This is a genomic window from Rhodoferax sp. (genome assembly GCF_013297935.1).
GTDB lineage: Bacteria > Pseudomonadota > Gammaproteobacteria > Burkholderiales > Burkholderiaceae_C > Allorhodoferax.
Map to the genome: position 1 here is coordinate 56,981 of NZ_JAAFIX010000009.1, position 26,327 is coordinate 83,307.

Sequence of the window (26,327 nt, forward strand, 5' to 3'; positions counted from 1 at the left end):
GTCTCACCACCATGGAACAAGGCAGTCAAGATCGCAATTTACCGGCTTCCGAAAGAAAGCTGCAAAAAGCACGCGACGACGGCCAAGTCAGCCGCTCGCAGGACCTTTCGCACCTCGCTGTGCTGGGCGCCGGCGCGGTAGCCGTACTCTCTCTCTCCCCTATTTTGTTTGAGCAACTCAAACTCAGCATGATTCAGCAGCTGAGTTTTGATGCAGAGGCCGTGCGCCGGACCGGCACGATGGTGCAACGCCTGGGCGACGCAAGCACCATAGGCACCGCGGGCTGCGTGGCATTCGCAGCAGTGGTGATGACGGCTGCAATTCTGGCGGCCATTGCATCCGGCGGGTGGGTGAACAGCCTCAAGCCCCTGATGCCGGATTTCTCGCGCCTGAACCCGCTGTCTGGGTTCGCCAACATGTTTTCTAAAAAGAAACTGCTCGACACCGCGAAGATGACTTTGATGACCGGCATCTTGTTCGCGATTGCAGTTGGCTTTTTGAAAAGCGGAATGCAAGACATGGCGGCCATGCTGCTGCAGCCTTCGCCGGCCGCCATTAACCACTTGATGCAGTGGATGACAGGCGGCTTGGGGCTGATGTTGCTGGTCATTCTGTTGGCAGCCATGGTGGACGTGCCGCTGCAGATGTTTCTGCACAAAGACCAGATGAAGATGTCGCACCAAGAGGTGAAGGAAGAGGGCAAGGAGTCCGACGGCAACCCTCAACTCAAGGGGAAAATCCGCCAAAAGCAACGCGAGCTGGCCCAGAAAAGCAGCGTGGGCGCGGTGCCCAAGGCAGATTTCATTGTCATGAACCCGACCCACTTTGCGGTCGCTATCCGCTACGACGAAGCCACCATGCGGGCTCCGCGTGTGATTTCAAAAGGCGCTGACTTGCTGGCGATGCGGATTCGCGATGTTGCGAAGCAGCACTCGATTCCGGTGTTGCAGTCCCCCATGCTGGCGCGCGCTTTGTATGCCAACGCGGAGTTGGATCAGGACATTCCGGCGACGCTGTACACCGCGGTGGCCCAGGTTCTGGCCTATGTCTATCGCTTGCGGGCGGCCTTGCGCGGTGAAGGCACGATGCCGACCGAAGTGCCGCAACCGTTTGTTCCGCCGGAACTTGACCCCCTGTCCAAGACCGTGAAGGCAGCACCCGTATGAACGCCCAACTCAAATCCTTCCAGCAGTGGTACGCCGCGAATGCCGGCGTGATGCAAGGCGCCGCAGCCCCCATGCTGGTAGTCGCCATTCTCGCCATGATGGTGTTGCCCATGCCTCCGCTGCTGCTGGACATGTTCTTCACCATCAATATTGCGGTCGCCCTGATGGTGATGATGGTGGCGGCCTACATGGTTCGACCACTGGACTTCGCAGCATTTCCCTCGGTGTTGCTGCTGACCACCCTGATGCGCCTATCGTTAAACGTGGCGTCCACCCGTGTTGTGCTCCTAGAGGGCCACACAGGCCCGGGCGCTGCCGGTGCGGTGATTGAGGCGTTCGGCCACTTTCTGATCGGCGGCAACTTTGCGGTGGGTTTGATTGTGTTTGCCATTCTGGTGGTGATCAACTTTGTAGTGGTAACCAAGGGCTCTGAACGTATTGCGGAAGTGTCCGCCCGCTTCACCTTGGATGCGATGCCCGGCAAACAAATGGCGGTAGATGCGGATTTGAACGCTGGCTTGATCGATGAAAAAGAGGCCAAGCGGCGTCGGGCCGAGATCGGCGAAGAGGCCGAATTTTTCGGCTCCATGGACGGTGCCTCCAAATTTGTGCGCGGCGACGCGATTGCCGGCATTTTGATTCTGCTGATCAACATCTTTGGTGGTTTCGCGATCGGCATACTGCAGCACGACCTGAGCGCATCTCAGGCCGCCAACTCCTACATTCTGCTGGCGGTAGGTGATGCGCTGGTTGCGCAGATTCCGGGTTTGCTCATTTCCGTAGCGGCTGCCATGGTGGTGTCGCGGGTGGGTAAAGACAAAGACATCGGTAAGCAAATTGTGGGGCAGATGTTTGTGTCCCCCAAGGTGCTGGGTATCACGGCCACGATCATGGTGATCCTGGGCCTGATTCCCAACATGCCCCATTTTGTTTTTCTGTCGATTGGCGCCGTGCTGGCATATGGCGCCTGGGCGCTTGCCAACAAGCCGGTTCCGGTGGAGGCAGATGTCGCCCCCGCCGCCGCCACCGGGGACGGAGATGCCACGTGGGATGATCTGCAGCCGGTTGACCAGCTCGGCCTGGAGCTCGGTTATCGCCTGATCGCACTGGTAGACAAAACCCGCCAAGGCGATTTGCTAAACCGCATCAAGGGTGTGCGCAGAAAGTTCGCGCAAGAGGTTGGCTTTTTGCCACCGTCTGTGCATGTGCGGGACAACCTGGAGCTCAAACCCAGCGGCTACCGGATCACCCTGCGTGGAGTGATCGTGGGCGAAGGAGAGGCATTCCCCGGCAATTACCTGGCGATCAACCCCGGAGGCATCACAACCCCGTTGATCGGCACCGCCACTACGGACCCGGCTTTTGGACTCCCTGCACACTGGATCGACGAACGCCAGAAGGAAGCCGCGCAAATGGCCGGATTTACCGTGGTTGATTCTGAGACTGTCATGGCAACCCATTTGTCACACTTGATGCAAGTCCAGGCCTCCAAGCTATTGAGCCGGACAGAAACACAACAATTGGTAGAGCACGTGGCAAAACTGGCCCCCAAACTGATCGAAGAGGTCGTACCGAAGATGGTCTCCGTGGCCGTCTTTCAAAAGGTGCTGCAGCTGCTGCTGGACGAGTCGGTGCACATCCGCGACATCCGCACCATCATCGAATCCATCGCCGAGCATGCGCCGGCCACCACGGACCCGGTGGAGCTTGCAAAGCGGGTGCGGGTGGCGTTGTCGCCCGCCATCGTTCAGCAGATTTACGGCCCGACCCGCGAACTCAATGTGATTGCGATCGACCCCGGCCTGGAGCGCTTGCTGGTGCAGGCCCTCGGTAGTGCTTCCGGCTCCGCACTGGACCCGGGTGTTGCCGATATGTTGAGCCGCAATGCCGCAGAGACCGCCATGAAACAAGAGGAAATCGGAGTGCCGGCCTGCCTGCTGGTGCCTGACCAGATTCGGGGTGCCATCTCCCGCCTGGTGCGACGCGTTGCCCCTCGCCTACAGGTGCTCGGCCACAGTGAAATTCCAGAAACCCACACCATCCGTATCGGTCCGATTTTGAGAGGCGCCACATCATGAACGTCCAACGCTTTACTGCCGCCACTTCCCGCGAAGCACTGGCCAAGGCCCGCCAAGCCTTTGGCGAGGGAACCCTGATTCTGTCGAACCGACCGACTGCCAATGGTGTAGAAGTCGTTGCTACCGCTGAAGAGAGCCTGGCCACTCTGGATGCGGCTGTCGGCAGCGCCGGCGCACGCTCTGGCAGCGGCGGATCTCAGCGCAAATCGCCACCGAGCTATCGCGAAGTGGCCAGCAAGGTGGAAGAGGATGCCGAGCAACTGGCCATGAGCACCCTGTCTTTTCAAGACTACGTGCGTGAGCGCATGATGCGCCGGCGTGCGGAGGCCATGCAAGCACCCGCAGCCGTGCCGCAGATGATTCCCGCCCCCATGCCGGCCCCGGCACCGCTGGAGCGCCCGAAGCCCACACTGACCCAGCGCATCGCCATCGATATTGAGGCCCAGCCCAAGCGGTCAGCGCCTGTACGCAAGCCGGCTCCGGCTGCCCAAGCACCTGCCGTTAACAAGATCGTGATGGATGAGCTGCACGCCATGAAGGAGTTGATCGAAGACCGCTTCAACACACTCACCTGGTTGGGTCAGGCAAAACAAAATCCGATCCAGTCCAACATGATGTTGAAGATGATCCGCGCAGGCTATTCGCCCACCCTGTCGCGCGCCATCCTGGAGCGCCTGCCCGAAGACATGGATGCCTCCGAATCGGTTCGCTGGGTCCTGGATGTGCTCGAACGCAACTTGCACACCGATGCAGCCATCCCTGCGCTCCACGAAGAAGGTGGTGTGTTCGCCCTCATTGGCGCTACCGGTGTGGGCAAGACCACCACCGCAGCCAAACTGGCCGGACTGTGCGCCCGCACCCACGGCCCGGGCAGCGTAGGACTGATTACCCTGGACACCTACCGTATCGGAGCGCACGAGCAACTCCGCGCTTACGGAAAGATGCTGGGCGTGGTTGCCCACCTGGCGCATGACCAGGCAGCCCTGCAAGATCTCTTGAGTCTGTTGTCCAACAAGCAGATGGTTCTGATCGACACCACGGGCATTGCCCCCCGCGACCCCCGCAAGCGCGAGCTCCTGGAGTTGCTGGACTTGCCCGAAATCAAACGCCTGCTCGTCCTGAATGCCGGCGGCCACGGCGACACGCTAGATGAAGCCGTGGGCTGCTTCAAGACGGGTGAAACACAGCAGGTCATTCTGTCCAAGACCGATGAGGCCGTTAAGTTAGGCCCGTCTATAGATGCCTGCATCCGGCATCAGTTGATGCTGCGCGGCACGACCACCGGTCAACGCGTGCCTGAGGACTGGGAGCCAGCAGTCGCAGCCAAGCTGGTTCGCGCGTCCATGCGGAGCACGGGTGCTTCGGCCTACGACCCGAAAACGACAGACCTTAGCTTCTTCTTCAGCCAACCTGCCAACACCACTTCACACAAGGGGCGCATGAATGCTTGACAGACCTCCGAACCAGGCAGCCGGCTTGATGGACTTTGCCGTCCCGCACACGCCCAAACTCCTGGCCATGGTCAGCCATGGCGACGAACACGCAGAACTTCCTCTGCTACTTCGTGTCTGCGGTGCTTTGGTCACCTTCGGCTACACCGTCACGGTGTTGGACGGCTCCGTCCTGGAAACCGCAGAAAACCCGGGTCTGGAGCAGCTGCTGAACTTTACCTTTGCATCGCCAGCAGCAACCGAGAGCCCGGCGTGGAGCATCCTGCCCGCCGGCCTTGGGCTGCAGAGCCTTGCGGCCGCCCACAAACACGGGGGCCCGGGCATCGGCGATTGCGGATCCTTCTTTCCCCACGAAAGCATTGTGATTGTGTATGCCAACGCCCACAGCCTGACACCCTTGGTCAAGGGCAGTCGTATCCGGCCCTTGCTGGCCATGTCGGCCGCAAAAACCTCGCTGCTGACCACCTATCTCGCACTCAAACGCTTGTTGCTGAAAGCCAAAGTTGAGCCTACTATCGTTAATATGGTGGACCCCACGAAACCGGCTAAAACAGGCACCAAATCACCCACGAGCCTCAGTGATTGTGCGAAGTATTTTTTGAATTACGACATATCTCCCGTGCACATCAGGGCACCCGTCGGTGACGAACTGCCTTCGCCCAGCATTGAGCGATTGGCGTTGGGACTGCTAGAAAGTGCCCTGCCACTGGAAGCCGGCTGGGCCTACGCCCCGCACCAACAGAGCCGTCGGGCCTTCAGCAGCGCAGTTCCCGCAGGGAGACATTGATGTATACCGCCAAAGGGCAACTCGACCGCTCCGCACTGATCAAGCAATACCAACCATTGGTGCGCCGCCTGGCCCACCACATGATGGCCAAATTGCCGCCCAGTGTGGAGGTAGACGACCTGATTCAGGTCGGATTAATCGGCCTGTCCGACGCACTATCCCGCTACGAGGCATCGCAGGGCGTTCAGTTCGAAACCTTCGCCACCCAGCGCATCCGTGGCGCCATGCTCGACGAGCTTCGCGAGAACGACTGGATGTCGCGGGGTTCGCGCAAGAGCCAAAAAGAAATCGAGACCGCCCTGCGCAAGCTGGAGCACAAGTTGGGCCGGAGCCCGGCGGAGTCTGAAATCGCTGCAGAACTCGGCATGTCTCTGCCGGACTACCAGTCGCTGCTCGGCAAGGTCCGGGGTACCCAGTTGGTGTACCTGGAAGACATGTCGCGCCGCAATGAAGACGACGACACCTACCTCGACCGCCACGTCGCCGACCAGGACGCCGATCCGCTCAATATGTTGCGCGACCAGCGCTTGCGACAGTCGCTGGTGGACGCCATCAAGGGGCTGCCGGAGCGCGAGCAGTACATCATGAGCATGTATTACGAGCAGGATATGAATCTGAAAGAAATCGCTGCCGTGCTGGATGTGACTGAGTCACGGGTGTGCCAGTTACACAGCCAATCTATCGCCCGGCTACGCGCCAAAATGCGCGCCCATTGATGGCACTACCTCAACAAAAAAGGGCCTCACGGCCCTTTTTTTTCGGATGAACTTCGGTGGTCTCAAACCGCCATTGGGCTTAAGCGGCCGGACGACTTGGGGCCGGCCCCATAAGCACCACCACCTGCGTAGGTAGGGTCCATGGTTGCGGGCACCACCAGATTGAGTGTCTGCTCCACCAGCATGGCGCGTCGCAACAGGTTTGCGCGTACGACCTGGAAACCTTCAGCCAATGCCTTGATCCGCGCAGTGACGACCGCGTCGTTCAGGCCTTGGCGCTGCCATTGTTGCCAGACCTCTGCGAGATTGATGGATAGTTTTTGAACCTGCTCGGACAGCGCAGGCAATACCTCGATATCACCGGCCGCAACAGCGACTGCCAGTTGATTGAAATGACTTTCCAGCGCGTCGAAATAAGAATCCGGACTGAACGTATTCATGGTGTCACCTTTGCATCAAATGAAATGCACAGGTGACCCCCATTTACCGGGTGGTGCGGTTCAACATTTCCTGCGCGTTGGACAAAAGCTTGTCGGCAATGGCTTCGGCATTCACCGTGAACGAGCCGTCCTGGATGGAAGCGCGTACGGACTCTACCTTCGCCATGTCGACATCTGCCGCTTCGCTGCGCTCCGGTTTTTCCAAGGCGCGCGCCGCGGTGGACACCGTCACCGCCACGCCGGCGGACCGGGTGCTCTGGGTGGCGTTGGTGTTCGCATTGGCCGCCGCATTGCTGCTCTGCGCAGCCTTTTGGGCAGCACCGGACACCGTAGATGTTACGGAAGCGGGTAATTCTGAGGGTTGACCAATTTTCATCGCGTTCTCCAAAACTACGGTAAGCGTAGCCTCGTACGAATGTTATCGGTCCGTGCGGTGTGAACTTTAGGGATATTTGCACAATGTTTGCCCCTAAAGATCAATTTTCACTGTGCGGACATCCAGTACGGTACCCGTGGTGACCCGCCCGTTGTCCATTTTTACGCGCGCCTGTTGCCCGATCACGCCCGCCGAGAGCGCTTGGGCCTCACTGGAAATCTGAAAACCCGGCCCCTGGGCCACAATTTTGACCGAAGCCCCCGCCTGAAACACCTGCGTCGGCCGGAGCATCCCTTGCCGCAAAGCCTGACCGGTCGTCAGCACGCGTGAGGCGGTCTGACCCAGCCACGCAGAGCGCTCGGTGAGCACTGCCGCAGGCTCCTCGGCCCAATCGACCTCGCCGCGGATGATGTCGCCGTCGTTCACGTTGACCCCCGCTGCCAGCTGGTTTTTTACCACCCAGGCTTCCCCCCAGGCGCGCACGGTCACGGGCAGCGTGATATTCCAGCGGCTCATGCCGTCTACACACTTCACCCCTAAGCGACTGCGCCCCCACAAACGGGAGCCGGGCGGAACATAGACCTCCATATTCCCGCAGGCTGCGAGCCGGACCCGACTGTCCAAGGCGCCGACCTGAACCTCCATCCGGAGGGGGGATCCGCCGGGTCGTTGAGACTTCAACACCGCGTCGCCCGCCCATTGCTGCGCCAGCGTCTGCACACTGAGTGCGCTTTGCTCTTGGGCCACGACCGGCGAAGCCCACACGGACAGAGCCGCCGCCACCAGCCAGGGTGCGCGCGCAAGATAGAAAGGGGGATGACGGGTTGGCATAGCAGGCTCCAGTAATGGCACTGACTATAGGAATCCGGTCGCCCCACGAAGCCCGCAAATACGCAGCTTTCCTCGCCTTATTCCAAAGCTCAAAAATTAAAGCTTTTTCCATAATTGCCTCACGTCGCGAGCCGGGGTCCTTCCCGGGGAGCGAATGCCATCAGCCGAGGTGCCTATGTTCTCCAACCTAACCAATGCTTTGGATTTCCAATCAAAGGGATTGGTGCTGCGCGCAGAACGACAACGCGTCATTGCCAGCAACATCGCCAATGCCGACACGCCCGGTTACTCCGGACGCGACTTCGACTTTAAGAAGGCCATGGCGGAGGCGACTTCGGGCCCGGCCATGCCCTTGGCAAATCCATCGAGCGGCAAATCGCTGGATGGCACTACCAATAGCCGCCACATTCCTCTCAGCACCATCGAAGGCTCCTCCATCGGTGACAACAGCAAGCTGGGCTACACGATCCAAACCCAACCCGCCATGGATGGCAACAGTGTTGATCTGGACCGCGAGCGCGCCAACTTTGTAGACAACTCGGTCCGCTACGAGGCCACGCTCCGTTTCATTAACGGCTCTTCCCGAACAATCTTGAGCGCTATTCAAGGCCAGTAGGCATTGAATTAGACCGAGGAGACCCACCATGTCCATGTTTTCCATCTTCAACGTCAGCGGTAGCGCCGTCAGTGCGCAGTCGCAGCGCCTCAACGTCGTCGCCAGTAATCTGGCCAATGCGGACGCCGTGGCAGGGCCCGATGGTCAGGGCTACAAAAGCCGCCAGGTGGTGTTTGAAACCGTGCCCATGGGCTCCGAAGCCTCGGCCGGGGTCAAAGTCAACGCTATCAAAGAGAGCAACGAGCCTTTGCGCAAGGTGCACAACCCGCTGCACCCTTCCGCCGATGCAGAGGGATATGTCACCCAATCGAACGTGAACCCCGTGGAAGAAATGGTCAACATGATTTCCGCCTCGCGTTCGTACCAGAACAACGTTGAAGTGATGAACACCGCCAAAACGCTGCTGCTCAAGACGCTGCAGATGGGTCAATAACCCCTAAGGAACACACCATGGCCACCGCAGTCAGCAACGCCACCTCGCTCACCGGCACCGGCGCCACCACCAGTGGCATCGTGAGTGCGCAGGAGCAAACCGATCGCTTTATGAAGCTCCTGGTCGCACAGCTCAATAACCAGGACCCGATGAACCCTATGGACAACGCCCAGATGACGAGTCAGATCGCGCAGATCAATACCGTCTCCGGCATCCAGGAACTCAATGCCACCATGCAAAGCATGGCCGCCCAGTTCACCTCTATGCAGGTTCTACAGGGCGCCAGCATGGTGGGGCATGGCGTCCTCGTGGAGTCCAACACCTTGTCGGTCGATGGCGGCGCCGCCAAGGGCGCCATCAACTTGGCAAGCAAGGCCGACAAAGTCACGGTGGACATCAAAACAGCGGGCGGGCAGTTGCTGGAGACCATCAACCTCGGCGCACTCCCGGCAGGTCAAAGCAACTTCCAGTGGGATGCCTCCAAATACAGCGGTCTGACCAGTGCCACCTTCAAGGTCAATGCGACACAAGGCGGCAATACCGTGAAGTCCACCGACATGGCCCAAGACACCGTCACCGCGGTCGGCACCGACAACGGAGCCATGTCGCTCCAGCTCAAAGGCCGCACCGCCGTGACCTACAGCGCCATCAAGTCCATTCTCTAACACTGCATTTCCAAGAGGTAACTCCCATGAGCTTTCAAACAGGACTCTCCGGCCTCAACGGCGCCAGCAAAAGTCTGGACGTGATCGGCAACAACATCGCCAATGCGAACACCGTCGGCATGAAGTACTCGCGCACCGAGTTTTCAGCGCTGGTGGCGGGCCAGTTGGGCGCCGCGGGCGGCAGCACGAGCACGACGCCGGGTATCGGGGTAGCCGTAGGCAATATTGCGCAACAGTTCACCCAGGGCAACATTTCGATCACCGGCAATAACTTGGATGTGGCCATCAATGGCGGTGGCTTCTTTCAGATCACCCTGCCTGACCAGTCCACCGCCTACACGCGGGATGGCCAATTCAAGCTGGACTCGAGTGGCAACTTGATTACCAACGGCGGCGCCAACGTCATGGGCTACCCCACCGACTTGCTGGGAAACCGCACCAGTATCACGCCGCAGAACATGACGATTCCCACCAACGCACCGATTCCTGCGCAGGCAACCACCGCGATCACGGCGGAATTCAATCTCGATGCCCGCACCAAGCCCGCGATCCAGAGTACCCCTCCAACGCCTATTTCGACCTACGGCACCACCATGACCGCCTTCGATTCCCAAGGCAATGAGGTCCCCGTGAGCCTGTACTTTGTAAAACGCGGGCCGGATACCACCGTTAACCCCGCGGTGACGGTAGATACGTGGGATGTGTTCGATGCCAACACCGTTGCGGCCGGTACCACCGCCATGAATACCAATGCCGCGCGATACGCAACGCACACCGCCAATGTGGCCTACAACACGGCCAACCCTGCACCGGCAGACCAGAAGCCCACCTTTGCGGCAGCCGGTACCGGTGCCTTTGTGGCACCGGCTCTCACGATCGTGGCTACAGGCGCGCTTTTTCAATTGAATTACGACGTTAACGGCAAGCTGACATCGCCCCTGGCCACCCAGACACTGACCCTGAATTCTCCGAACACGGCCATTGGCCCCTTCACGACCACCTTGGACCTCTCCAAGACAACCCAGTACGGCACGACCTTTGCAGTGTCCAACCTCACCCAAGACGGATACACCGCAGGTGACCTCACCGGTATCTCCATCGATGAAAGCGGCGTCATCACGACCCGCTACTCCAATGGGGAGTCCCAGGCGCGCGGCCAGCTCTTGCTGGCAGATTTCCGCAACGTGCAAGGTCTCACCCAGATCGGCGGTGGCAACTGGACGGAGTCCTTTGCATCCGGGCAGCCCGTATTGGGCAACCCGGGTCTCGGCAAGTTCGGCGGCCTGCGCTCCGGCTCCCTCGAAGACTCCAACGTCGACCTCACCGGCGAGCTGGTCAACATGATGACCGCCCAGCGCAACTACCAGGCCAACGCCCAAACCATCAAAACGCAGGACCAGATCATGTCGACCCTGGTCAACCTGCGCTAAGCCCACACTCCGGAGCTGACACACCATGGACCGTCTGATCTACACCGCAATGACCGGCGCCAACGCGGCGGCAAGCCGTCAGTCGGTCATTGCCAACAACCTAGCCAACGTGTCGACCAATGGCTTTCGCGCCCAATTGGCCACCTACCGTGCGGTTCCCCTGCGCGGCGATGGTGCCACCACCCGGGTGTTTGCGCTGGAATCCACAGCCGGCCACCTCAACACCCCCGGCCCCGCCATGCGCACCGACCGCAGCCTCGATGTCATGGCCAAGGGAGACGCCTGGTTTGCGGTGCAAGGACTGGACGGAACCGAGGCTTACACCCGCAACGGCCACATTGAAGTCGCCACCGACGGCACCCTCACCACCGGCAACGGACTGCAGGTCCTTAGCAGCGACGGTTCGCCCATCACCTCCCCCGCCGGGGCGGAGCTGACCATTCAACCGGACGGCAACGTGAGTGCCAAAGTCGGCACCCAGCCGGCTAACGTCATCGGCAAACTCAAGCTGGTGGTACCCACCCCCGAAGACCCCTTGGTGCGCGGAGGCGATGGTCTGTTCCGGGCGCTCTCCGGCGACCCGTTGAACCAGGAAGACACCGCTCGAGTGCAGTCTGGCATGTTGGAAGGCTCCAACGTCAATGCCATTGAGGCCATGGTCGGCATGATCCAGACCGCGCGCCAATTTGAAGCCCAAACCCGGCTCATGCAAACGGCGGAGTCCAACGACCGCTCCGCCGGCCAGCTACTCAACTTGCAAGGATAAACACCATGATCAACTCGCTCTGGATCTCCAAAACGGGCATGGAAGCCCAGCAAATGCAGTTGGACGTCATCTCCAACAACTTGGCCAACGTCTCCACCAATGGCTTCAAGAAATCACATGCAGTTTTCGAAGACCTGATGTACCAGAACCTGCGGCAAGTGGGCTCCAACACCTCGGAGCAGTCCACCTTGCCCACCGGCCTGCAACTGGGTTTGGGCGTCCGCACGGTGGCCACCAGCCGCTCGTTCTCCCAGGGGAACCTGCAGCAGTCCAGCAACAACCTGGATGTCGCCATTCAGGGCAATGGCTTCTTCCAGGTCACCATGCCGGACGGCACCACGGGCTACACCCGCGACGGCGCCTTCCAGGTCGACAATGCCGGTCGTTTGGTCACCTCCAATGGCCTGCCGATCTTGAATGGGATTACCGTCCCGGCCAATGCCACCAGTCTGGCCATTGCCCAAGACGGCGCGGTCACGGCCCAAGTGCCCGGAAATGTTGCACCGCAGCCCATCGGCACTATCACACTGGCCAGCTTTATCAACCCGGCCGGCCTGGAGCCCAAGGGCCAAAACATCTATGCTGAGAGCACCGCCTCCGGCCAACCCAATGCAGGCACCGCAGGTGCGAACGGCTTGGGCACCCTGGCGCAGGGCTTTGTGGAAACATCCAACGTCAATGTGGTGCAAGAACTGGTCACCATGATCCAGACCCAGCGCGCCTATGAGATGAACTCCAAAGCCATTCAAACCTCCGACCAGATGCTACAAAAGCTCGGTCAGCTGTAAAGAGGAGGCGCCATGCTCTCAGTACCCTTCACCCGTTTGGCAGTGGCCGCCGCGACCGCATGGTTGCTGGCCGGTTGCCAACAAATGCCGCAAAAAGTGGCGGTCGACTTTGTCGAACCCCGCATTCCTGCGGCGCCGATTGCCTCGGTGGCCTCCAAACCCGCCAACGGCAGCATTTACCAGACCTCCGCCTTCCGCCCCGCTTTCGAAGACCGCCGGGCGCGGCTGGTGGGCGACGCGGTCACGATCCAGATCGTTGAAAACGTGACTGCGAGCCAGAAGTCCACCTCCACGGTGAATCGCAACACGTCTATTGACTCCGCGATCACCGCGCTCCCGGACCAAACCCTTGCAGGCCTGGGCAAACTCAATATCGGCGCGGCCACCAACAACAACTTCTCAGGCAAAGGCGGCACCGAAAGTGCCAATACCTTCGCCGGCTCCATCACCGCCACCGTCATCGAAACATTGCCCAACGGGCACCTGATCGTGACCGGCGAAAAGCAGATCGGGGTGAACCAAAATGTGGACGTGCTGCGCTTCTCCGGCACGATCGATCCACGCATGCTCCAGCCCGGTAGCGTCATCAGCTCCACCCAGGTGGCCAACGTGCGCGTGGAGTCCCGGGGACGCGGCGCCCAGGGCGAAGCCCAAACAGTTGGCTGGTTATCACGGTTCTTTTTGAGTTTTCAAGCCTTCTAAAGAAATCCAGAATACTGCCGAGGGGTAACAGATCCAGTCGGATCGCCCCGTTAACCGACTCGGCACATGACACACTGGAACCACCTCGCAAACACCTTCCGCCTGCGGCGCTTGGGCGGCTTGTTCGTGGCAGTCGCTTTGGCCATGGCGCCTGGGGTCCATGGCGCTCAGCGCATCAAGGAAGTGGCCGCCATTGAAGGCGTGCGCAGCAACCAACTTACAGGCTTCGGCCTCGTGATCGGCCTGGACGGCACGGGCGACCAGACCACCCAGATGCCCTACACCACCCAGGGCCTCAAAAACTACATGGAGCAGCTCGGGCTCACGCTCACCGCAGCCTCGCTCACGCAACTCCAAATGAAAAACGTGGCGGCCGTGCTGGTCACCACCCAACTGCCGGCTTTCGCCCGGCCGGGGCAAATGCTCGACATCAACGTTTCCTCGCTCGGCAACGCCAAATCGCTCAAAGGCGGTACGCTGATCGCTACCCCGCTCAAAGGGGCCGATGGCGAGGTTTACGCCATGGCACAGGGCAACCTGATCGTGGCCGGTGCAGGGGCTTCCGCCGGGGGCAGCAAAGTACAAGTCAACCATCTGAGCGCGGGACGTATTCCGGACGGGGCACAGGTCGAGCGCGCGGTCCCCACCAGCCTGCAGGAAGGCGCAACGATCAACCTCAGCCTGAATGCCTCCGACTTTCAAACAGCCCGCAAAGTCGCGAAAGCGGTGAACAACCGCTTCGGTGCCGGCGTGGCGCAGGCACTGGACGGACGCACAGTGCAGGTCAAGGCCCCGACCAACCCCAACGACCGCGTGAGCTTCATTGCCGACATGGAAGAGCTCCCGGTTGACAGCTCCGTGGCGGCGGCCAAGATCATCATCAACTCGCGCACCGGCTCCATTGTCATGAACCAGGCAGTGACCCTGGGTGCTTGTGCCATTGCGCACGGCAACCTGTCGGTGAGCGTGTCGTCCAGCCCCGTGATCAGCCAGCCCAACGCACTCTCCAACGGCCAAACTGTAGTGGGCGAAAAGGCCAACATCGAGATCAAGCAAGAAGCAGGCAAACTCATTCAGCTCCCCCAGGCGGCCCAGTTGACTGATGTCGTCAAGGCGCTGAACTCATTGGGTGCCACCCCCCAGGATCTGCTGGCTATTCTGCAAGCCATCAAATCCGCCGGCGCCCTGAACGCGGAGTTGGAGGTGATTTGATATGAGCTACGGTTCTGCTTTCGGCCCGTCGTCGTTGTCCAGCACCCAGGACCTGGTGGCGGATGCCCGCTCACTGAGTTCGCTCAAAGCCGGCGCGGACAAGGCCACACCCGAGACTATCCGCGAAACGGCCAAGCAATTCGAGTCGCTGTTCATGCGGGAGCTGATCAAGAGCATGCGCGAAGCCACCATGAAAACCGGCATGCTGGACAACCCCGGCTCTGACCTCGGCACCGATTTGTTCGACCAACAGTTGTCCGTCAGCATGTCCGGCCAGCCCGGCGGCTTGTCCGAACTCATTTCCCAGCAGCTGGCCCGCCAGATGGGTGTGGAGATGCCACAGTCCGGATTTTCCGGCTCTACCAGCACACCCAGCACCAGCCTCGCGCCGGTACGCGCACCCGACATGCTCACACCTAAAGTTGCCTCGGACAAACTTGCTCCGTCGGACGCCGCCCTGCAGCCGGTCAAAACCAAAAAGGCGCCTACTGCCTCCCAGGCAGACTTTGTTGCCAAACACTCCGATACCGCCACCAAGGTGGAAAAGGCCACGGGCATTCCCGCCAGCTTCATGCTGGGCCAGGCGGGGCACGAAACAGGCTGGGGTAAAAGTCAGATTCGCAACAAAGACGGCAGCAACTCCTTCAACCTGTTCGGCATCAAGGCCGGTGCCAGTTGGAAGGGGAAAGTAACCGAAGTCACCACCACCGAGTATGTGAATGGTGTGTCCGAAAAACGGGTCGCCAAGTTCAGGGCCTATGACTCGTTTGAAGACTCTTTCAAAGACTACGCCAGGCTGATCAGTGACAGCCCCCGCTACGCCAAAGCCAAAGAACAAACAGGCTCGGTGACCGCCTTTGCCAGCGGCCTGCAAAAGGCAGGCTATGCCACCGACCCCGAGTACGCAGCCAAACTGAGCCGCGCCATCAACACCACCTTGCAACTGCGCCGCGCGCAAGTGCAGGTGTAACCGAGCCAGCGACAGACTATGAGCGTTCTCAACATCGGCACCCGCGCCCTGCAGGCCAACCAGATTGCCCTGCAGACCGCCGGCAACAACATTGCCAACGTCAACACGCCCGGCTACTCCCGCCAAAGCGTGGTGCTCACGGCAGTGGAAGGCCAGTTCACTGGCGGTGGCTACATTGGCAAGGGCGTGGATGTGCAAACCATCCAACGCAATTTCAGTGCCTTTCTCACCCGTCAGGCCACACTCGCCAGCGCGACCCAGAACGCGGATGCCGCCCGCTCCAACAAGCTCAATCAGTTACAAGACATTTTCTCGGGCGGCAGCACCGGCCTGGGCGCCGCGGTCAGCGACATGATGAATGCGTTTTCTGACGTTGCCAGTGCGCCTACCGACCTCACCGCCCGCACGGTGGCGCTCACGCGAGTCGATGAAACAGCAGGCCGCTTCCGGGCAGCCTCGCAGGCATTGGATGACCTGCAAACCGGCGTGCAGCAGGAGCTCGCCCAGAAGGCCAACAACATCAATACGCTAGCGCGCAACATTGCCGATGTGAACCAAGAGATTGCGCGCGCCCAAGGGTCGGGCCAGCCCCCCAATGACCTGCTGGACCGGCGGGACCAATTGGTGCGCGAGCTCAATCAGTTTGTTCAGACCACGTCCATCGCTGCCGACGACGGCACCGTGGGCATCTTTTTGGCGGGCAGCCAGCCGCTAGTTTTAGGAACGACGGTGTCACCGGTCTCGATCGTGAACGACGATTTCGGCGACCCGCTCAAAAGCAAGCTGGCCATCACCCGCGATGGTCAGCAAGTGCTGCTGGATGAAAACGCCTTGGGCGGCGGCGAGGTCTCGGGTCTGCTGCGGTTTCAAAACACAGATCTGACCGAAGGCCGCAATCTGCTGGGGCGTTTGACCCTGGCCATCACCACGCAAATGAATGCGCAGCACGGCCTTGGGCTGGATCTGGACGGCAACGCAGGCGGCCCCTTGTTCACCACGGTAGATCTCAACACCACGGCCAACATCCGCATTCCGGCTGCCCCAGCTACCTTGAACACCGGCAACGCCACGCTGGGACTGGCCATCGCAGACTCCACCCAGTTTGCAGCCTCCGACTACGAGGTGAGCTTCGGTTCCGCCACCTCCGGCACCATCACCCGCAAGTCGGACGGAAAAGTCATCACCTTCCCTCAGACCCCGGCTGCCACTGCGCCGGCCTTGGCGGTGGTGGATGGCCTGAGCATCAACCTTTCCACAGGTACCGCCAACGTGGGCGACCGGTTCCTGATCAAGCCCTTCTCCACCTCGGCCAGCAACGTGGCGCGGGTTTTTTCCACACCCCGTCAGCTGGCGGTCGCCAGCCCGATAGCCGGGGCCATGGGCACCACCAACAAGGGCAGCTTGCAGCAGGTCTCGCTCACGGCCCTGAGCAACAACCAGTCGGCAACACCGCACGCCCCGGTCACACTCACCTTCACTAGTGCCACCACCTACACCCGCAGCGATGAGCTGCCCGTGGCAAATGCGACCAGCTTCACCTTTGACCCCAGCACGGCAATTACCGCTGTTGACCCGCTCGCCAACTGGAGCCTCAAGCTCACCGGCACACCCAAGGCAGGGGACACCTTCACGGTCGTGGACATCAAAGACCCTGCTTACAAGCTGGACCTCAAGCTCAACGGCGGCAACGCGACTGCCATGATGAACTTGCGCGACAAGGCCCTGTTTGACGGCGCCGCCATGACCGATGGCTATGCCAGCGCGATTTCGCAAATCGGCATCCGCACCCAAAGCGCCGGCTACTCGGCCACTGTCTCGAGCTCTATCGCAGCTAGCCTGGAAAAAGACCGCAGTGCGGTCTCCGGTGTCAATCTGGACGAGGAAGCAGCCAAGCTCATCCAGTTCCAGCAGGCTTACCAGGCTTCTGCCAAGATGATCCAGATAGCGCAAAACATTTTCGACACCCTCATCCAAGGCCTCGGCCGTTGAGGCTTGAAGGAGTTACACCATGGCCGTCAACCTCTCCCGCCTAGCCTCTGCCAATACTTACGACAATGCGCTCAGCAACCTGTCCAAACGGCAAACCGCACTGTCCAACCTGCAGGAAAACCTCACCTCCGGCAAAAAAGTCGTACGCGCCAGCGACGACCCTACCGGCGCGGCCCAAGCCGAGCGCGCACTCACCCGCCTGGCACGCATCGCCACCGACCAGCGCGCGCTGGAAGCCCAGCGCAACACCATCGCCAATGCCGAAAGCACACTGGGCGATGTGGTCGATGCTTTGCAACAGTTCCGCGAACTGGTAGTGAGCGCCGGCAACGGCAGCCACACCGCGGCAGAGCGGAAAACTATTGCAGATCAATTGCAGGGTTTGCGGGAGCAAATTCTGGGCTACGCCAACCGCAAAGACACCAACGGCCAACCCCTCTTCGGGGCGCTTGCCAGCGCAGCGCAGCCGTTCACCGGCCCTAGCGCCGCGGCGCCCGACTACACCTACAACGGCTTGCCAGGCCAGTCCTCCACCAGTGAAACTGCCATTGCCAGCACGCTGGATGGCGAAAGCGCTTTTATGCACCAGACCTCGAGAGACGGGGTCTACAACGTCACCACTAGCACCATTCCGACCAACCGAGCACTGACCACAGGCAATGTGACAGTCACTGACGCCGCTCGGGTAACTCGGGCGAGCTATCAAATTACCTTTGGTGCGGTTGTGAATGACCCCATTACCGGCACGAGTACGACCGAGTTCACCATTGTGGAAACCAATGCGGCGGGCGATCCGCCCACCTGGGGTGTACCCAATCAAATCGGCCCGATACCCGTGCCAAGCTACACCACCGGCAAACCGGTCACCATCAAAATTGAAGACACTGCGGGGGTTCCACCCACCTTGGTGGCGATGCCCGGCCTGTCGCTCACCATCACCGGTACGCCCGCGGCGGGCGACGTCATCACCGTAGACCCCAACCCCAGCATCTTCAGTGTGATGGACGACGCCATCCGCGACATCGGCAGCGCTGCCAACGCCAATGCCGCCACGCAAGCGGTTAGCCAAGCCATCTTCAACCTCGACATCGGCATGAACCGCGTCTCGGCCATCCGGGGCCAGGCCGGCGACTTGCTTAACCGGGCAGACCGCATTACCTCCAACCAGGAGAGCAAGAGCATCCAGTTAGAGGCGGACCGCTCCCGCGCCGAGGATCTCGACATGATCAAGGGCATTGCCGATTTCCAGAACCAGCAAACCGGCTACCAGGCGGCACTGCAGTCGTACGCGCAGGTGCAAAAGCTCTCGCTGTTCAACTACATCAGCTAAGGCCATGAGCAGCTCAGTACTCGGCAGCATCACCATCGGGTATGAAGCCCTGTGGGACCAATGGCGCAAGCGCTTTGGCGTGCGGCTCTGGCTGGACCCGGACAGCAGCAGCGCGGTAGATGCCACGCACCTGATCGAGTCTATGCAAGAACTCTGGCCCGCGCCCCGCGAGCTGTGTTTGCTCCACGCCCGCTCACCCGGCCTGCTGGCCGACTTGCTGGACCACAGCAGCGCATCCAATGTCTGGATAGAAGTCCCCGAGCAATGGTTGAGCGACGCGCTCCTGGCCGGGCGGGTGCGCAAGGCCCAGCAACGCGGTGTCAAGTTGGTGTGGTGCGGCGAGCCCGGCGAGCACCCGCAAGCCGACATGGCGCAGTGGTTTCACACCACCGTGCTCTCACTGACCCCCACACAGGCGCTGGGGGCGCTGCGTGCGGCCTTGCAGCGCAGCCAGGACGGCAGCAGCGCCGCGCCACGCCGCCGCGAGAGCCCGGTGCAAGGCGGGCAACTCTATGAATCCTTAGCCAGCCAAGCGCTGGTGGAGCATGCGCTCGACCAGCAGCATGTGCGCGCAGTGTCGGGCTGGCCGTCAGAAGAGGTCTTGTACGCCTACCGTTACCGCCAGATCCAACCCGCCCGCCAGGCGCTACTGGACTTGGTACGGGCCATCGATGCGGACGAATCGCTCGATGCACTGGAACACGCCCTGGGCCGCGAGCCTCTGCTCTGCTACCGCTTCATGCGCTACGCCAACTCGGCCGCCCTGAGCCTGCGCAACGAAATCGGCAGCCTGCGCCAAGCCCTGATGACGCTAGGCTACAGCCACCTGCGGGCGTGGCTGATGGAGTACCTGCCCCACGCGAGTGCGGACAGCAACATCGACCCCATCCGCCACAGCATGGTGCTGCGGGCCCGCATCATGGAGCACCTGGCCGATGCCGGCGTGGAAGACGACCTGCGCCGCGAAGTGTTTTTGTGCGGCGTGTTTTCGCAAGTCGACCTGTTGCTGGGCGAAAGCCTGGGCGCGGCCCTGCACCGCTTGCCCCTGCCCGGGCGTGTGGCCTCGGCCGTGGTGGGCCAAACCGGCCCTTACGCGCCGTGGCTGGAAGTGGCAACCGCCTTGGAGGGACGCAACACCAAAGTCATTCGCGAAGTCTGCCGCGCCCACCAGATACCCACCGACGAGGTCAACCGCGCACTTTTGCGGGCACTAGCTCAGGGTTAAGTGCCTAATTGGCCCCTAGCCCATTCACACTATACGCCAGTAGCTCCTGAATTAGTAGCAATTAACCCCTGCCCACCTGCTCATCCCGCAGCCGTGCAAACGTCTTCCAGAACTGCGCTTCCTGGGTGCTGGCAAAGTTGATGCGCATCAGGCTGCTGGGCGTGCGCCTTGCATGAAACAGGGCACCGGGCGCCAGCAGGTAGCCCTCGTCGAGCATGCGCTGGCTCAGGGCATCGGTGTCCACCCCGGTTTCTACCCACCCAAACAGGCCCACCGGGTCCGAGGCAAAGGTGCAGCCATGCGCCAGCGCCAGCTTCACGCTGCGGGCGCGGGCGGCGTCGAGCTGGGTGCGAATGCGCTCGGCGTGCCGGCGCAGCTGGCCCTGGTCTATGCACCAGGCCATGGCTTTTTCCAGCAAAGCGGGCGTGGTCAGGGTGGAGAGCAGCTTGGTGTCGAGCAAGCGCTCGGCCAAGTCTTTGGGTGCCGCCAGGTAGCCCACGCGCCAGTTGGGCGCCAGAATCTTGGCAAACCCCGCCACATAAATGGTACGCTGCAGCCCGTCCAGTGCGCACAAGCGGGTGGCGTGCTCGGGGGCAAAGTGGCTGTAGGTGTCGTCTTCAACAATGTGAAAGTCGTGCTGATTCGCCAGCTGCAAAATGCGGTAGGCACTGCTGGGCGAGAGGCAAAAACCCGTGGGGTTGTGGAACACGCTCACGCTCACAAACAGCTTGGGGCGGTGCACCTCGCAGTACCGGGCCATCACATCCAGGTCCGGCCCGTCGGCACGGCGCGGCACCGGCAAAATGCGCATGCCCAGAGCGTCCAGCCGCGCAAACTCTACGGCCCAGCCGGGCTCTTCGACCATCACATAGTCACCCGCTTGCAGCAGGGTGCGGCTCACCACATCGAGCGCATGGGTAGCGCCCATGGTCGTGATGATCTGCTCCGGCGCGGCGTGCACCGCCAGCCCCGCCAACTTGGTGGACAGCGCCCGGCGCAGCCCGATGTCACCGGCCGGCTCACCGTATTGCAACGAAAACGCGTTCAGCGCCTCCACACTGCAACTGCGGCGCACCGCGGTGGCCAAAAAAGTAGTCTCCAGCCACTCCTTGGGCAGCACACCCATGCCGGGCTGCGGCTTGTTGCTCACGCCATGGAACATGCCGCGTATCAGCGCAGTGGCGTTGAGCGGCGCGCGCTGGCGGGGCATGGTGAGCATCAAGCTGGCCCCCTCAGCGCCCGGCTCACTTGCTCCTGAAATAATAGCTACTCGCGCAATATCTACTTGGGCTAGAGGCATATCTCGCACATAAAACCCGCGGTTGCGGCGCGCTTCGATCAGACCTTGCGCCAGCAACTGGTCATACGCGGCCACCACGGTGGACGGGCTCACCTTCTGCTGCTGTGCGCACAGGCGCACTGAGGGCAGGCGCGCGCCCGGCGCCAGCAATCGGTCGCGAATGCGCTGGGCGAACACGGTGCACAGCTGCTCAGCCAGGGTCTGGGCGGCGGTTTTCATGAGCATGGAGAGCCTGCTTTCAAGGTGGTGTAACGGCCATGCCAGCAATACAGTTTGCCGACTGTTTAGCAAAACTGTACTGCAACTGTGCTGTTTTTCAAAGTACATTGATTCCCATGAATTCCCAAAACGAAACACGTGGCCTCTGGCTGGGCCTGCTGGGTGTGGCCATCTTTGCCATCACCCTGCCCATGACCCGCCTGGCCACCGGCACCGCCGACGCGCCCCAGCTCTCGCCCTGGTTTGTGACTATGGCGCGGGCGGCGCTGGCGGGCGGTTTGTCGATCGTGTTTTTGCTGGCCACGCGCTCCCGCTGGCCCACCGCGACCGAGTGGCGGCCGCTGGCGGTGGCCACGCTGGGCAATGCGCTGGGTTTCCCGCTGCTCATCGGTTACGCGCTGCGCACCATCAGCGCCAGCCATGCGGCCGTCATCATCGCCTTGCTGCCGTTGGCAACGGCCGTGGTGGCCGCGCTGGTCATGCACCAGCGCGCACGGCTGGGCTTCTGGCTGAGTGCCGTTATCGGTGCGGCACTGGTGGTGGGCTTTTCGCTCTACCGCGCCATGCAGCACAGCACCGACCTGGCGCTGGAGTGGGGCGATGTGCTGATGCTAGGCGCCGTGGTGTCTGCTGCACTGGGCTATGTGTATGGCGCCAAGGTCACCCCCACGCTGGGCGCCGAGCAGGTGATTTGCTGGGTGTGCGTGCTGGCCTTGCCGGTGACCTTGCCCGGCACCTGGCTCACCTGGCCCGAGCACAGTGTGCACACCACCTCCTGGTGGGCGCTGGGCTATGTGGGCGTGTTTTCTATGTGGGCGGGCTTTTTTGCCTGGTACCGCGGACTGGCGCTGGGCGGCACGCTCAAAGTCAGCCAGGTGCAGCTGCTGCAGCCGTTCTTGAGCATTCTGGCGGCAGTGCCCTTGTTGGGCGAGTCGCTGGACATGGTGACCCTGGGCTTTGCCCTGGCTGTAGTGGCCACCGTGTTCACCGGCAAGCGCTTTGCGGTCTCGGCACCGGCTGGCACCGCGGTGACCCCGCCTGCGCCGCGCTCCACCGGAGCCACCGCATGAGCCCCGACACGCTCCTAGCCGCTGGCCTGTTTGCAGTCGTCAGCTCCGTCACGCCGGGCCCCAACAACACTATGCTCATGGCCTCGGGGGTGAACTTCGGGTTTCGCCGCTCGCTGCGCCACCTGTGGGGGGTGAACCTGGGCTTTACCTTCATGCTGCTGTGCGTGGGCCTGGGGCTGCACTCGGTGTTGGACCAGTTTCCCCAGTTTTACGACGTACTGCGCTATGCGGGCTCTGCCTACATGCTCTGGATTGCCTGGCAACTGGCCCGCACGCAGCCTGCCGCACCGGCCGAAACCGGCAACACAGGTCAAGCGCCCACAGCCGCGCAGCCCATGGGCTTTTTTGCAGCGGCCGCTTTCCAGTGGATCAACCCCAAAGCCTGGGTGATGGCCGTGACCTGCATGAGCACGTATTTGTCTGCCACCGCCGGTTGGGCGCAGGTGGCCTTGTTAGCCGGGCTTTTTATGCTGCTAGGTGCGCCCTGCTCGGCGTTTTGGGTGGGCTTCGGCCAAGCCATGCGCGGCCTGCTGCAAGACCCGCTGCGCCTGCGCATCTTCAACATCACCATGGCGCTGGCCCTGGTGGCGTCGCTTTACCCTATGCTGATAATTTGAAAGCCGAACCATGGAACTACACAACATCCCCTTTGGCACCACCGACTGGTCCACCATCCCGGCCGAAGAAAAAAGTGCCCAGGCTGGCCGCGCGCTGTGGCGCACGCAACACTTTGGCAATGTGCGGGTGCGCATGGTGGAGTACACGCCGGGTTATGTGTCAGACCACTGGTGTGTCAAAGGCCACATCCTGCTATGCCTGCAGGGCGAGCTGCATACCGAACTGGAAGACGGCCGCAGCTTCACCCTGCGCCCCGGCATGAGCTACCAAGTGGCCGACAATGCGGAACCCCACCGCTCAACCGCGCCCCTGGGCGCCACCCTGTTTGTGGTGGACTGAGTGAACCTTGAACACTGAAAAAACGACACTGAATCCCTCTGGAGCTTTTATGACGCATTGGACCCTGGCCGCACGTGCCGCCAAGATGAACCCCTCGGTGATCCGCGAGATCCTCAAAGTGACCGAGAAGCCCGGCATCATCAGCTTTGCCGGCGGCCTGCCCAGCAGCAAAACATTCCCCGTGGCCGAATTTGAAGCCGCCTGCGCCAAGGTACTGCGCGACGATCCCGCAGGCGCCCTGCAATACGCAGCCTCCGAGGGCTACGGCCCGCTGCGCGAAATGGTGGCCGCCCAGCTCCAAGCCCAGAGCGCCGCTGCCGGCGTGACCTGGAATGTAGACCCTGCCCAAGTGCTCATCACCACCGGCTCCCAGCAGGGCCTGGACCTGGTCGCCAAAATCTTGATCGACGCAGGCAGCAAAGTGCTGGTCGAGTCCCCCACCTACCTGGGCGCGGTCATGGCCTTCATGCCCATGGAGCCGAATGTGGTGAGCGTGGCCAGCGACGCCGAGGGCCTGGACCTTGCCGACCTGGAAGCCCAGTCGGCCGATGCCCGCTTTTTGTATGTGCTGCCCAACTTCCAGAACCCCACCGGCCGCACCATGAGCGAGGCGCGCCGCGCCGCCCTGAGCGCCCAAGCGGCGCGCACCGGCCTGCCCATCATGGAAGACAACCCCTATGGCGACCTATGGTTCGACCAGGCCCCGCCTGCCCCGCTGACCGCGCGCAACCCCGAAGGCGGCATTTATCTCGGCTCATTTTCCAAAGTGCTGGCGCCCGGCCTGCGCATGGGCTTTATCGTGGCGCCCAAGGCGGTGTACCCCAAGCTGCTGCAAGCCAAGCAAGCGGCTGACCTGCACAGCCCCGGCTTCAACCAGCGCCTGATTTTTGAGGTGATGCAAAACGGTTTCCTGGACCGCCATGTGCCCACCATCCGCAGCCTGTACAAGGCCCAGCGCGACGCGATGCTCGAAGCTCTAGCCAAGCACTTCCCCGAGTCGCAAGGTCCGGACGCGGCTAACGCCGACAGCACCTTCACCTGGAACACCCCCGCCGGTGGCATGTTCTTGTGGGCGCGCCTGCCTACCGGCATGAACGCCGTAGACCTGCTGCCCAAGGCGGTGGACAAGGGCGTGGCCTTTGTGCCCGGCGCGCCGTTTTACGCCGGTCAGGGCGATGCCCGCGCCATGCGCCTGAGCTTTGTGACCCCCAGCGTGGAAGAAATCCACCGCGGTGTGGCCGCACTGGCCGAAGCCATTCACGCCCAACGGAGCTAGCACCATGGCGGTCCATATCTGGGGGCGCCTGAGTTCGCTCAACGTACGTAAAGTGGTGTGGGCCGCGCAGGAAACCGGTGTGGCCTTCACCCGCAGCGATGCGGGCATGGCCTTCGGGGTGGTCAAAACCCCCGAGTACCTGGCAATGAACCCCAATGCGCTGGTGCCCACCCTGCAAGACGGCGAACTGGTGCTGTGGGAGAGCAACGTGATCGTGCGCTACCTGTGCGCCAAATATGGGACTGCCGAGTTGTACCCCCAGGATTTGGCGCAGCGATTCAACGCCGAGCGCTGGATGGACTGGCAACAAACCACCCTGAACATCGGCAGTGGTGGTGCTTTTTTGCAGTGGTTCCGCACGCCTGAAGACAAGCGGGACGCGGCCGTCATCGCCAAATCGGTGGCCACCACCGAGCCCGCCATGGCCCAACTCAACGCGCACCTAGCGGACCGGGCCTACGTGGGCGGCGAGCACTTCAGCATGGCCGACATTCCCGTGGCCTGCGACGTGCACCGCTGGTTCGCGCTGCCCCAGCCCCGCCCGGCGTGGCCGCACCTGGAGCGCTGGTTTGCCAGCATCCTGGCGCGCCCCGCTACCCGCGGCGTGCTCGATCTCCCGATTTCATAACCTGCTTTTTCTCAAAAGGCTCCTCGTGCCCCAGCTCCGCCCCTTCGCCCAAGTCGATGTGTTCACCGCCCAGCCGTATCTGGGTAATCCGCTGGCCGTCGTGCTCGACGGCAGTGGCCTGAACGATGCGCAGATGCAGGGCTTTGCACGATGGACCAACCTGTCTGAGACCACGTTTTTGCTGCCCCCCACACCGGCAGCCGCCGCACAGGGCGCGGACTACCGGGTGCGCATCTTCACCCCCGGCGGGGAAATGCCCTTTGCCGGCCACCCCACTTTGGGCAGCTGCCACGCCTGGCTGGAAGCCGGTGGCACGCCCAAAGCGGCAGACCGCATCGTGCAGGAGTGCGCCAAGGGCTTGGTGCAGATTTGCCGCGACGGCACGCGCCTGGCGTTTGCCGCCCCGGTGTCGCAACGCAAAAACCCCAGCCCCGGCTTGCTGGCCCAGGTAGCGCACGCACTGGGCCTGACGGCCAGGCAAATCATCTCGGCCCAGCACCTGAGCAACGGCACCGAGTGGCTGGGCGTGCTGGTGGACGACAGGCAAACCGTGCTGCAACTGCAGCCCGACCACCCCGCCCTCAAGAATTTAGGGGTAAAAGTGGGTGTAGCCGCCGTAGATACTGCGCTAGCAGCTACAGTTTCGATAGCAGGCAAGCTGGAGGTGCGCGCCTTTGCCTCGCTGAACGGCATCTACGAAGACCCGGTCACCGGCAGCCTGAACGCCAGCCTGGCCCAGTGGCTGATCGCGGACGAGTACATGCCCGCCAGCTACCTCGTGCACCAAGGCACCTGCATCCAGCGCGAAGGCCGCCTCCACATCCGGCAGGACGCAGGCGGCCAAGTCTGGGTGGGTGGCGACTCGGTCACCTGCCTGCGTGGCACGGCCACCCTGTAAACACCCTT

Annotated in this window: 27 protein-coding genes; 23 read left to right on the forward strand and 4 right to left on the reverse strand. The window is 61.8% G+C overall.

The annotated features are described in order from the left end of the window. Positions 1–11: 11 nt before the first annotated feature. The 5 genes from QZW03_RS13130 to QZW03_RS13150 are packed head-to-tail and all read left to right on the forward strand — an operon-like array spanning position 12 to position 6,198. Complete coding sequence (locus QZW03_RS13130) at positions 12–1,166, forward strand: EscU/YscU/HrcU family type III secretion system export apparatus switch protein (protein WP_296510460.1); 1,155 nt, start codon at positions 12–14, stop codon at positions 1,164–1,166. Further along, positions 1,163–3,244, forward strand: a complete 2,082-nt coding sequence (gene flhA / locus QZW03_RS13135; RefSeq protein WP_296510461.1) for a flagellar biosynthesis protein FlhA — start codon at positions 1,163–1,165, stop codon at positions 3,242–3,244. The genes QZW03_RS13130 and flhA overlap by 4 nt, the downstream gene beginning before the upstream one ends. Continuing rightward, positions 3,241–4,695 (forward strand): flagellar biosynthesis protein FlhF, encoded by a 1,455-nt coding sequence (gene flhF / locus QZW03_RS13140; protein WP_296510462.1) that lies wholly within the window; start codon positions 3,241–3,243, stop codon positions 4,693–4,695. The genes flhA and flhF overlap by 4 nt, the downstream gene beginning before the upstream one ends. Further along, positions 4,688–5,482 (forward strand): hypothetical protein, encoded by a 795-nt coding sequence (locus QZW03_RS13145; protein WP_296510463.1) that lies wholly within the window; start codon positions 4,688–4,690, stop codon positions 5,480–5,482. Before flhF ends, QZW03_RS13145 begins: the two co-directional genes overlap by 8 nt. Beyond that, positions 5,482–6,198 carry an RNA polymerase sigma factor FliA gene (locus tag QZW03_RS13150; RefSeq protein ID WP_296510464.1) on the forward strand — a complete coding sequence of 239 codons (717 nt, stop codon included), beginning with the start codon at positions 5,482–5,484 and terminating at the stop codon, positions 6,196–6,198. The genes QZW03_RS13145 and QZW03_RS13150 overlap by 1 nt, the downstream gene beginning before the upstream one ends. Positions 6,199–6,260: 62 nt before the next feature. On the opposite strand, the gene QZW03_RS13155 is transcribed toward QZW03_RS13150, so the two are convergent. The 3 genes from QZW03_RS13155 to flgA all read right to left on the reverse strand — a co-directional run bounded on the left by QZW03_RS13155 (position 6,261) and on the right by flgA (position 7,845). Continuing rightward, on the reverse strand, positions 6,261–6,638 hold the full coding sequence (locus QZW03_RS13155; RefSeq protein ID WP_296510465.1) for a hypothetical protein: 378 nt from the start codon (positions 6,636–6,638) through the stop codon (positions 6,261–6,263). Positions 6,639–6,681: 43 nt separating this feature from the next. Beyond that, positions 6,682–7,014 (reverse strand): flagellar biosynthesis anti-sigma factor FlgM, encoded by a 333-nt coding sequence (gene flgM, locus QZW03_RS13160; protein ID WP_296510466.1) that lies wholly within the window; start codon positions 7,012–7,014, stop codon positions 6,682–6,684. 93 nt (positions 7,015–7,107) lie between these two features. Beyond that, positions 7,108–7,845: a flagellar basal body P-ring formation chaperone FlgA gene (gene flgA / locus QZW03_RS13165; protein ID WP_296510467.1), complete on the reverse strand. Its 738-nt coding sequence runs from the start codon at positions 7,843–7,845 to the stop codon at positions 7,108–7,110. 175 nt (positions 7,846–8,020) lie between these two features. Between flgA and flgB the strand changes: the two genes are divergently transcribed. From flgB to QZW03_RS13225, 12 genes are all read left to right on the forward strand, one after another. Continuing rightward, a complete protein-coding gene (gene flgB, locus QZW03_RS13170) occupies positions 8,021–8,461 on the forward strand; it encodes a flagellar basal body rod protein FlgB (protein ID WP_296510468.1) in 441 nt (146 codons plus the stop codon). 28 nt (positions 8,462–8,489) lie between these two features. After that, positions 8,490–8,894, forward strand: coding sequence for a flagellar basal body rod protein FlgC (gene flgC, locus QZW03_RS13175; protein ID WP_296510469.1), 405 nt, complete (start codon positions 8,490–8,492; stop codon positions 8,892–8,894). A 17-nt stretch (positions 8,895–8,911) separates the two neighbouring features. Beyond that, entirely contained in the window at positions 8,912–9,559 is a 648-nt protein-coding gene (locus QZW03_RS13180; protein ID WP_296510470.1) for a flagellar hook capping FlgD N-terminal domain-containing protein, read from the forward strand. Positions 9,560–9,585: 26 nt separating this feature from the next. Next, positions 9,586–10,989: a flagellar hook protein FlgE gene (gene flgE / locus QZW03_RS13185; protein WP_296510471.1), complete on the forward strand. Its 1,404-nt coding sequence runs from the start codon at positions 9,586–9,588 to the stop codon at positions 10,987–10,989. 25 nt (positions 10,990–11,014) lie between these two features. Beyond that, positions 11,015–11,755, forward strand: coding sequence for a flagellar basal body rod protein FlgF (locus QZW03_RS13190; protein WP_296510472.1), 741 nt, complete (start codon positions 11,015–11,017; stop codon positions 11,753–11,755). A 5-nt stretch (positions 11,756–11,760) separates the two neighbouring features. Next, positions 11,761–12,543, forward strand: a complete 783-nt coding sequence (gene flgG, locus QZW03_RS13195; protein ID WP_296510473.1) for a flagellar basal-body rod protein FlgG — start codon at positions 11,761–11,763, stop codon at positions 12,541–12,543. 12 nt (positions 12,544–12,555) lie between these two features. Continuing rightward, complete coding sequence (locus QZW03_RS13200; protein WP_296510474.1) at positions 12,556–13,245, forward strand: flagellar basal body L-ring protein FlgH; 690 nt, start codon at positions 12,556–12,558, stop codon at positions 13,243–13,245. 66 nt (positions 13,246–13,311) lie between these two features. Further along, positions 13,312–14,457 carry a flagellar basal body P-ring protein FlgI gene (locus tag QZW03_RS13205; protein ID WP_296510475.1) on the forward strand — a complete coding sequence of 382 codons (1,146 nt, stop codon included), beginning with the start codon at positions 13,312–13,314 and terminating at the stop codon, positions 14,455–14,457. Position 14,458: 1 nt separating this feature from the next. Then, complete coding sequence (gene flgJ, locus QZW03_RS13210) at positions 14,459–15,427, forward strand: flagellar assembly peptidoglycan hydrolase FlgJ (RefSeq protein ID WP_296510476.1); 969 nt, start codon at positions 14,459–14,461, stop codon at positions 15,425–15,427. A gap of 18 nt (positions 15,428–15,445) precedes the next feature. Beyond that, entirely contained in the window at positions 15,446–17,416 is a 1,971-nt protein-coding gene (gene flgK / locus QZW03_RS13215) for a flagellar hook-associated protein FlgK (protein ID WP_296510477.1), read from the forward strand. 19 nt (positions 17,417–17,435) lie between these two features. Further along, entirely contained in the window at positions 17,436–18,746 is a 1,311-nt protein-coding gene (gene flgL / locus QZW03_RS13220; protein ID WP_296510478.1) for a flagellar hook-associated protein FlgL, read from the forward strand. A 4-nt stretch (positions 18,747–18,750) separates the two neighbouring features. Then, positions 18,751–19,971, forward strand: a complete 1,221-nt coding sequence (locus QZW03_RS13225; RefSeq protein WP_296510479.1) for an HDOD domain-containing protein — start codon at positions 18,751–18,753, stop codon at positions 19,969–19,971. Between the two features lie 61 nt (positions 19,972–20,032). On the opposite strand, the gene QZW03_RS13230 is transcribed toward QZW03_RS13225, so the two are convergent. Next, a complete protein-coding gene (locus QZW03_RS13230) occupies positions 20,033–21,496 on the reverse strand; it encodes a PLP-dependent aminotransferase family protein (protein ID WP_296510480.1) in 1,464 nt (487 codons plus the stop codon). Between the two features lie 110 nt (positions 21,497–21,606). Between QZW03_RS13230 and QZW03_RS13235 the strand changes: the two genes are divergently transcribed. The 6 genes from QZW03_RS13235 to QZW03_RS13260 are packed head-to-tail and all read left to right on the forward strand — an operon-like array spanning position 21,607 to position 26,319. Further along, entirely contained in the window at positions 21,607–22,560 is a 954-nt protein-coding gene (locus tag QZW03_RS13235) for a DMT family transporter (RefSeq protein WP_296510481.1), read from the forward strand. Next, positions 22,557–23,177, forward strand: coding sequence for a LysE family translocator (locus tag QZW03_RS13240; RefSeq protein ID WP_296510482.1), 621 nt, complete (start codon positions 22,557–22,559; stop codon positions 23,175–23,177). The genes QZW03_RS13235 and QZW03_RS13240 overlap by 4 nt, the downstream gene beginning before the upstream one ends. Before the next feature lie 10 nt (positions 23,178–23,187). Next, a complete protein-coding gene (locus tag QZW03_RS13245) occupies positions 23,188–23,517 on the forward strand; it encodes a DHCW motif cupin fold protein (RefSeq protein WP_296510483.1) in 330 nt (109 codons plus the stop codon). Positions 23,518–23,566: 49 nt separating this feature from the next. Then, complete coding sequence (locus QZW03_RS13250; RefSeq protein WP_296510484.1) at positions 23,567–24,793, forward strand: PLP-dependent aminotransferase family protein; 1,227 nt, start codon at positions 23,567–23,569, stop codon at positions 24,791–24,793. Between the two features lie 4 nt (positions 24,794–24,797). Continuing rightward, positions 24,798–25,421: a glutathione S-transferase gene (locus QZW03_RS13255; RefSeq protein WP_296510485.1), complete on the forward strand. Its 624-nt coding sequence runs from the start codon at positions 24,798–24,800 to the stop codon at positions 25,419–25,421. A gap of 25 nt (positions 25,422–25,446) precedes the next feature. After that, positions 25,447–26,319, forward strand: a complete 873-nt coding sequence (locus tag QZW03_RS13260) for a PhzF family phenazine biosynthesis protein (RefSeq protein WP_296510486.1) — start codon at positions 25,447–25,449, stop codon at positions 26,317–26,319. Positions 26,320–26,327: the final 8 nt, after the last annotated feature.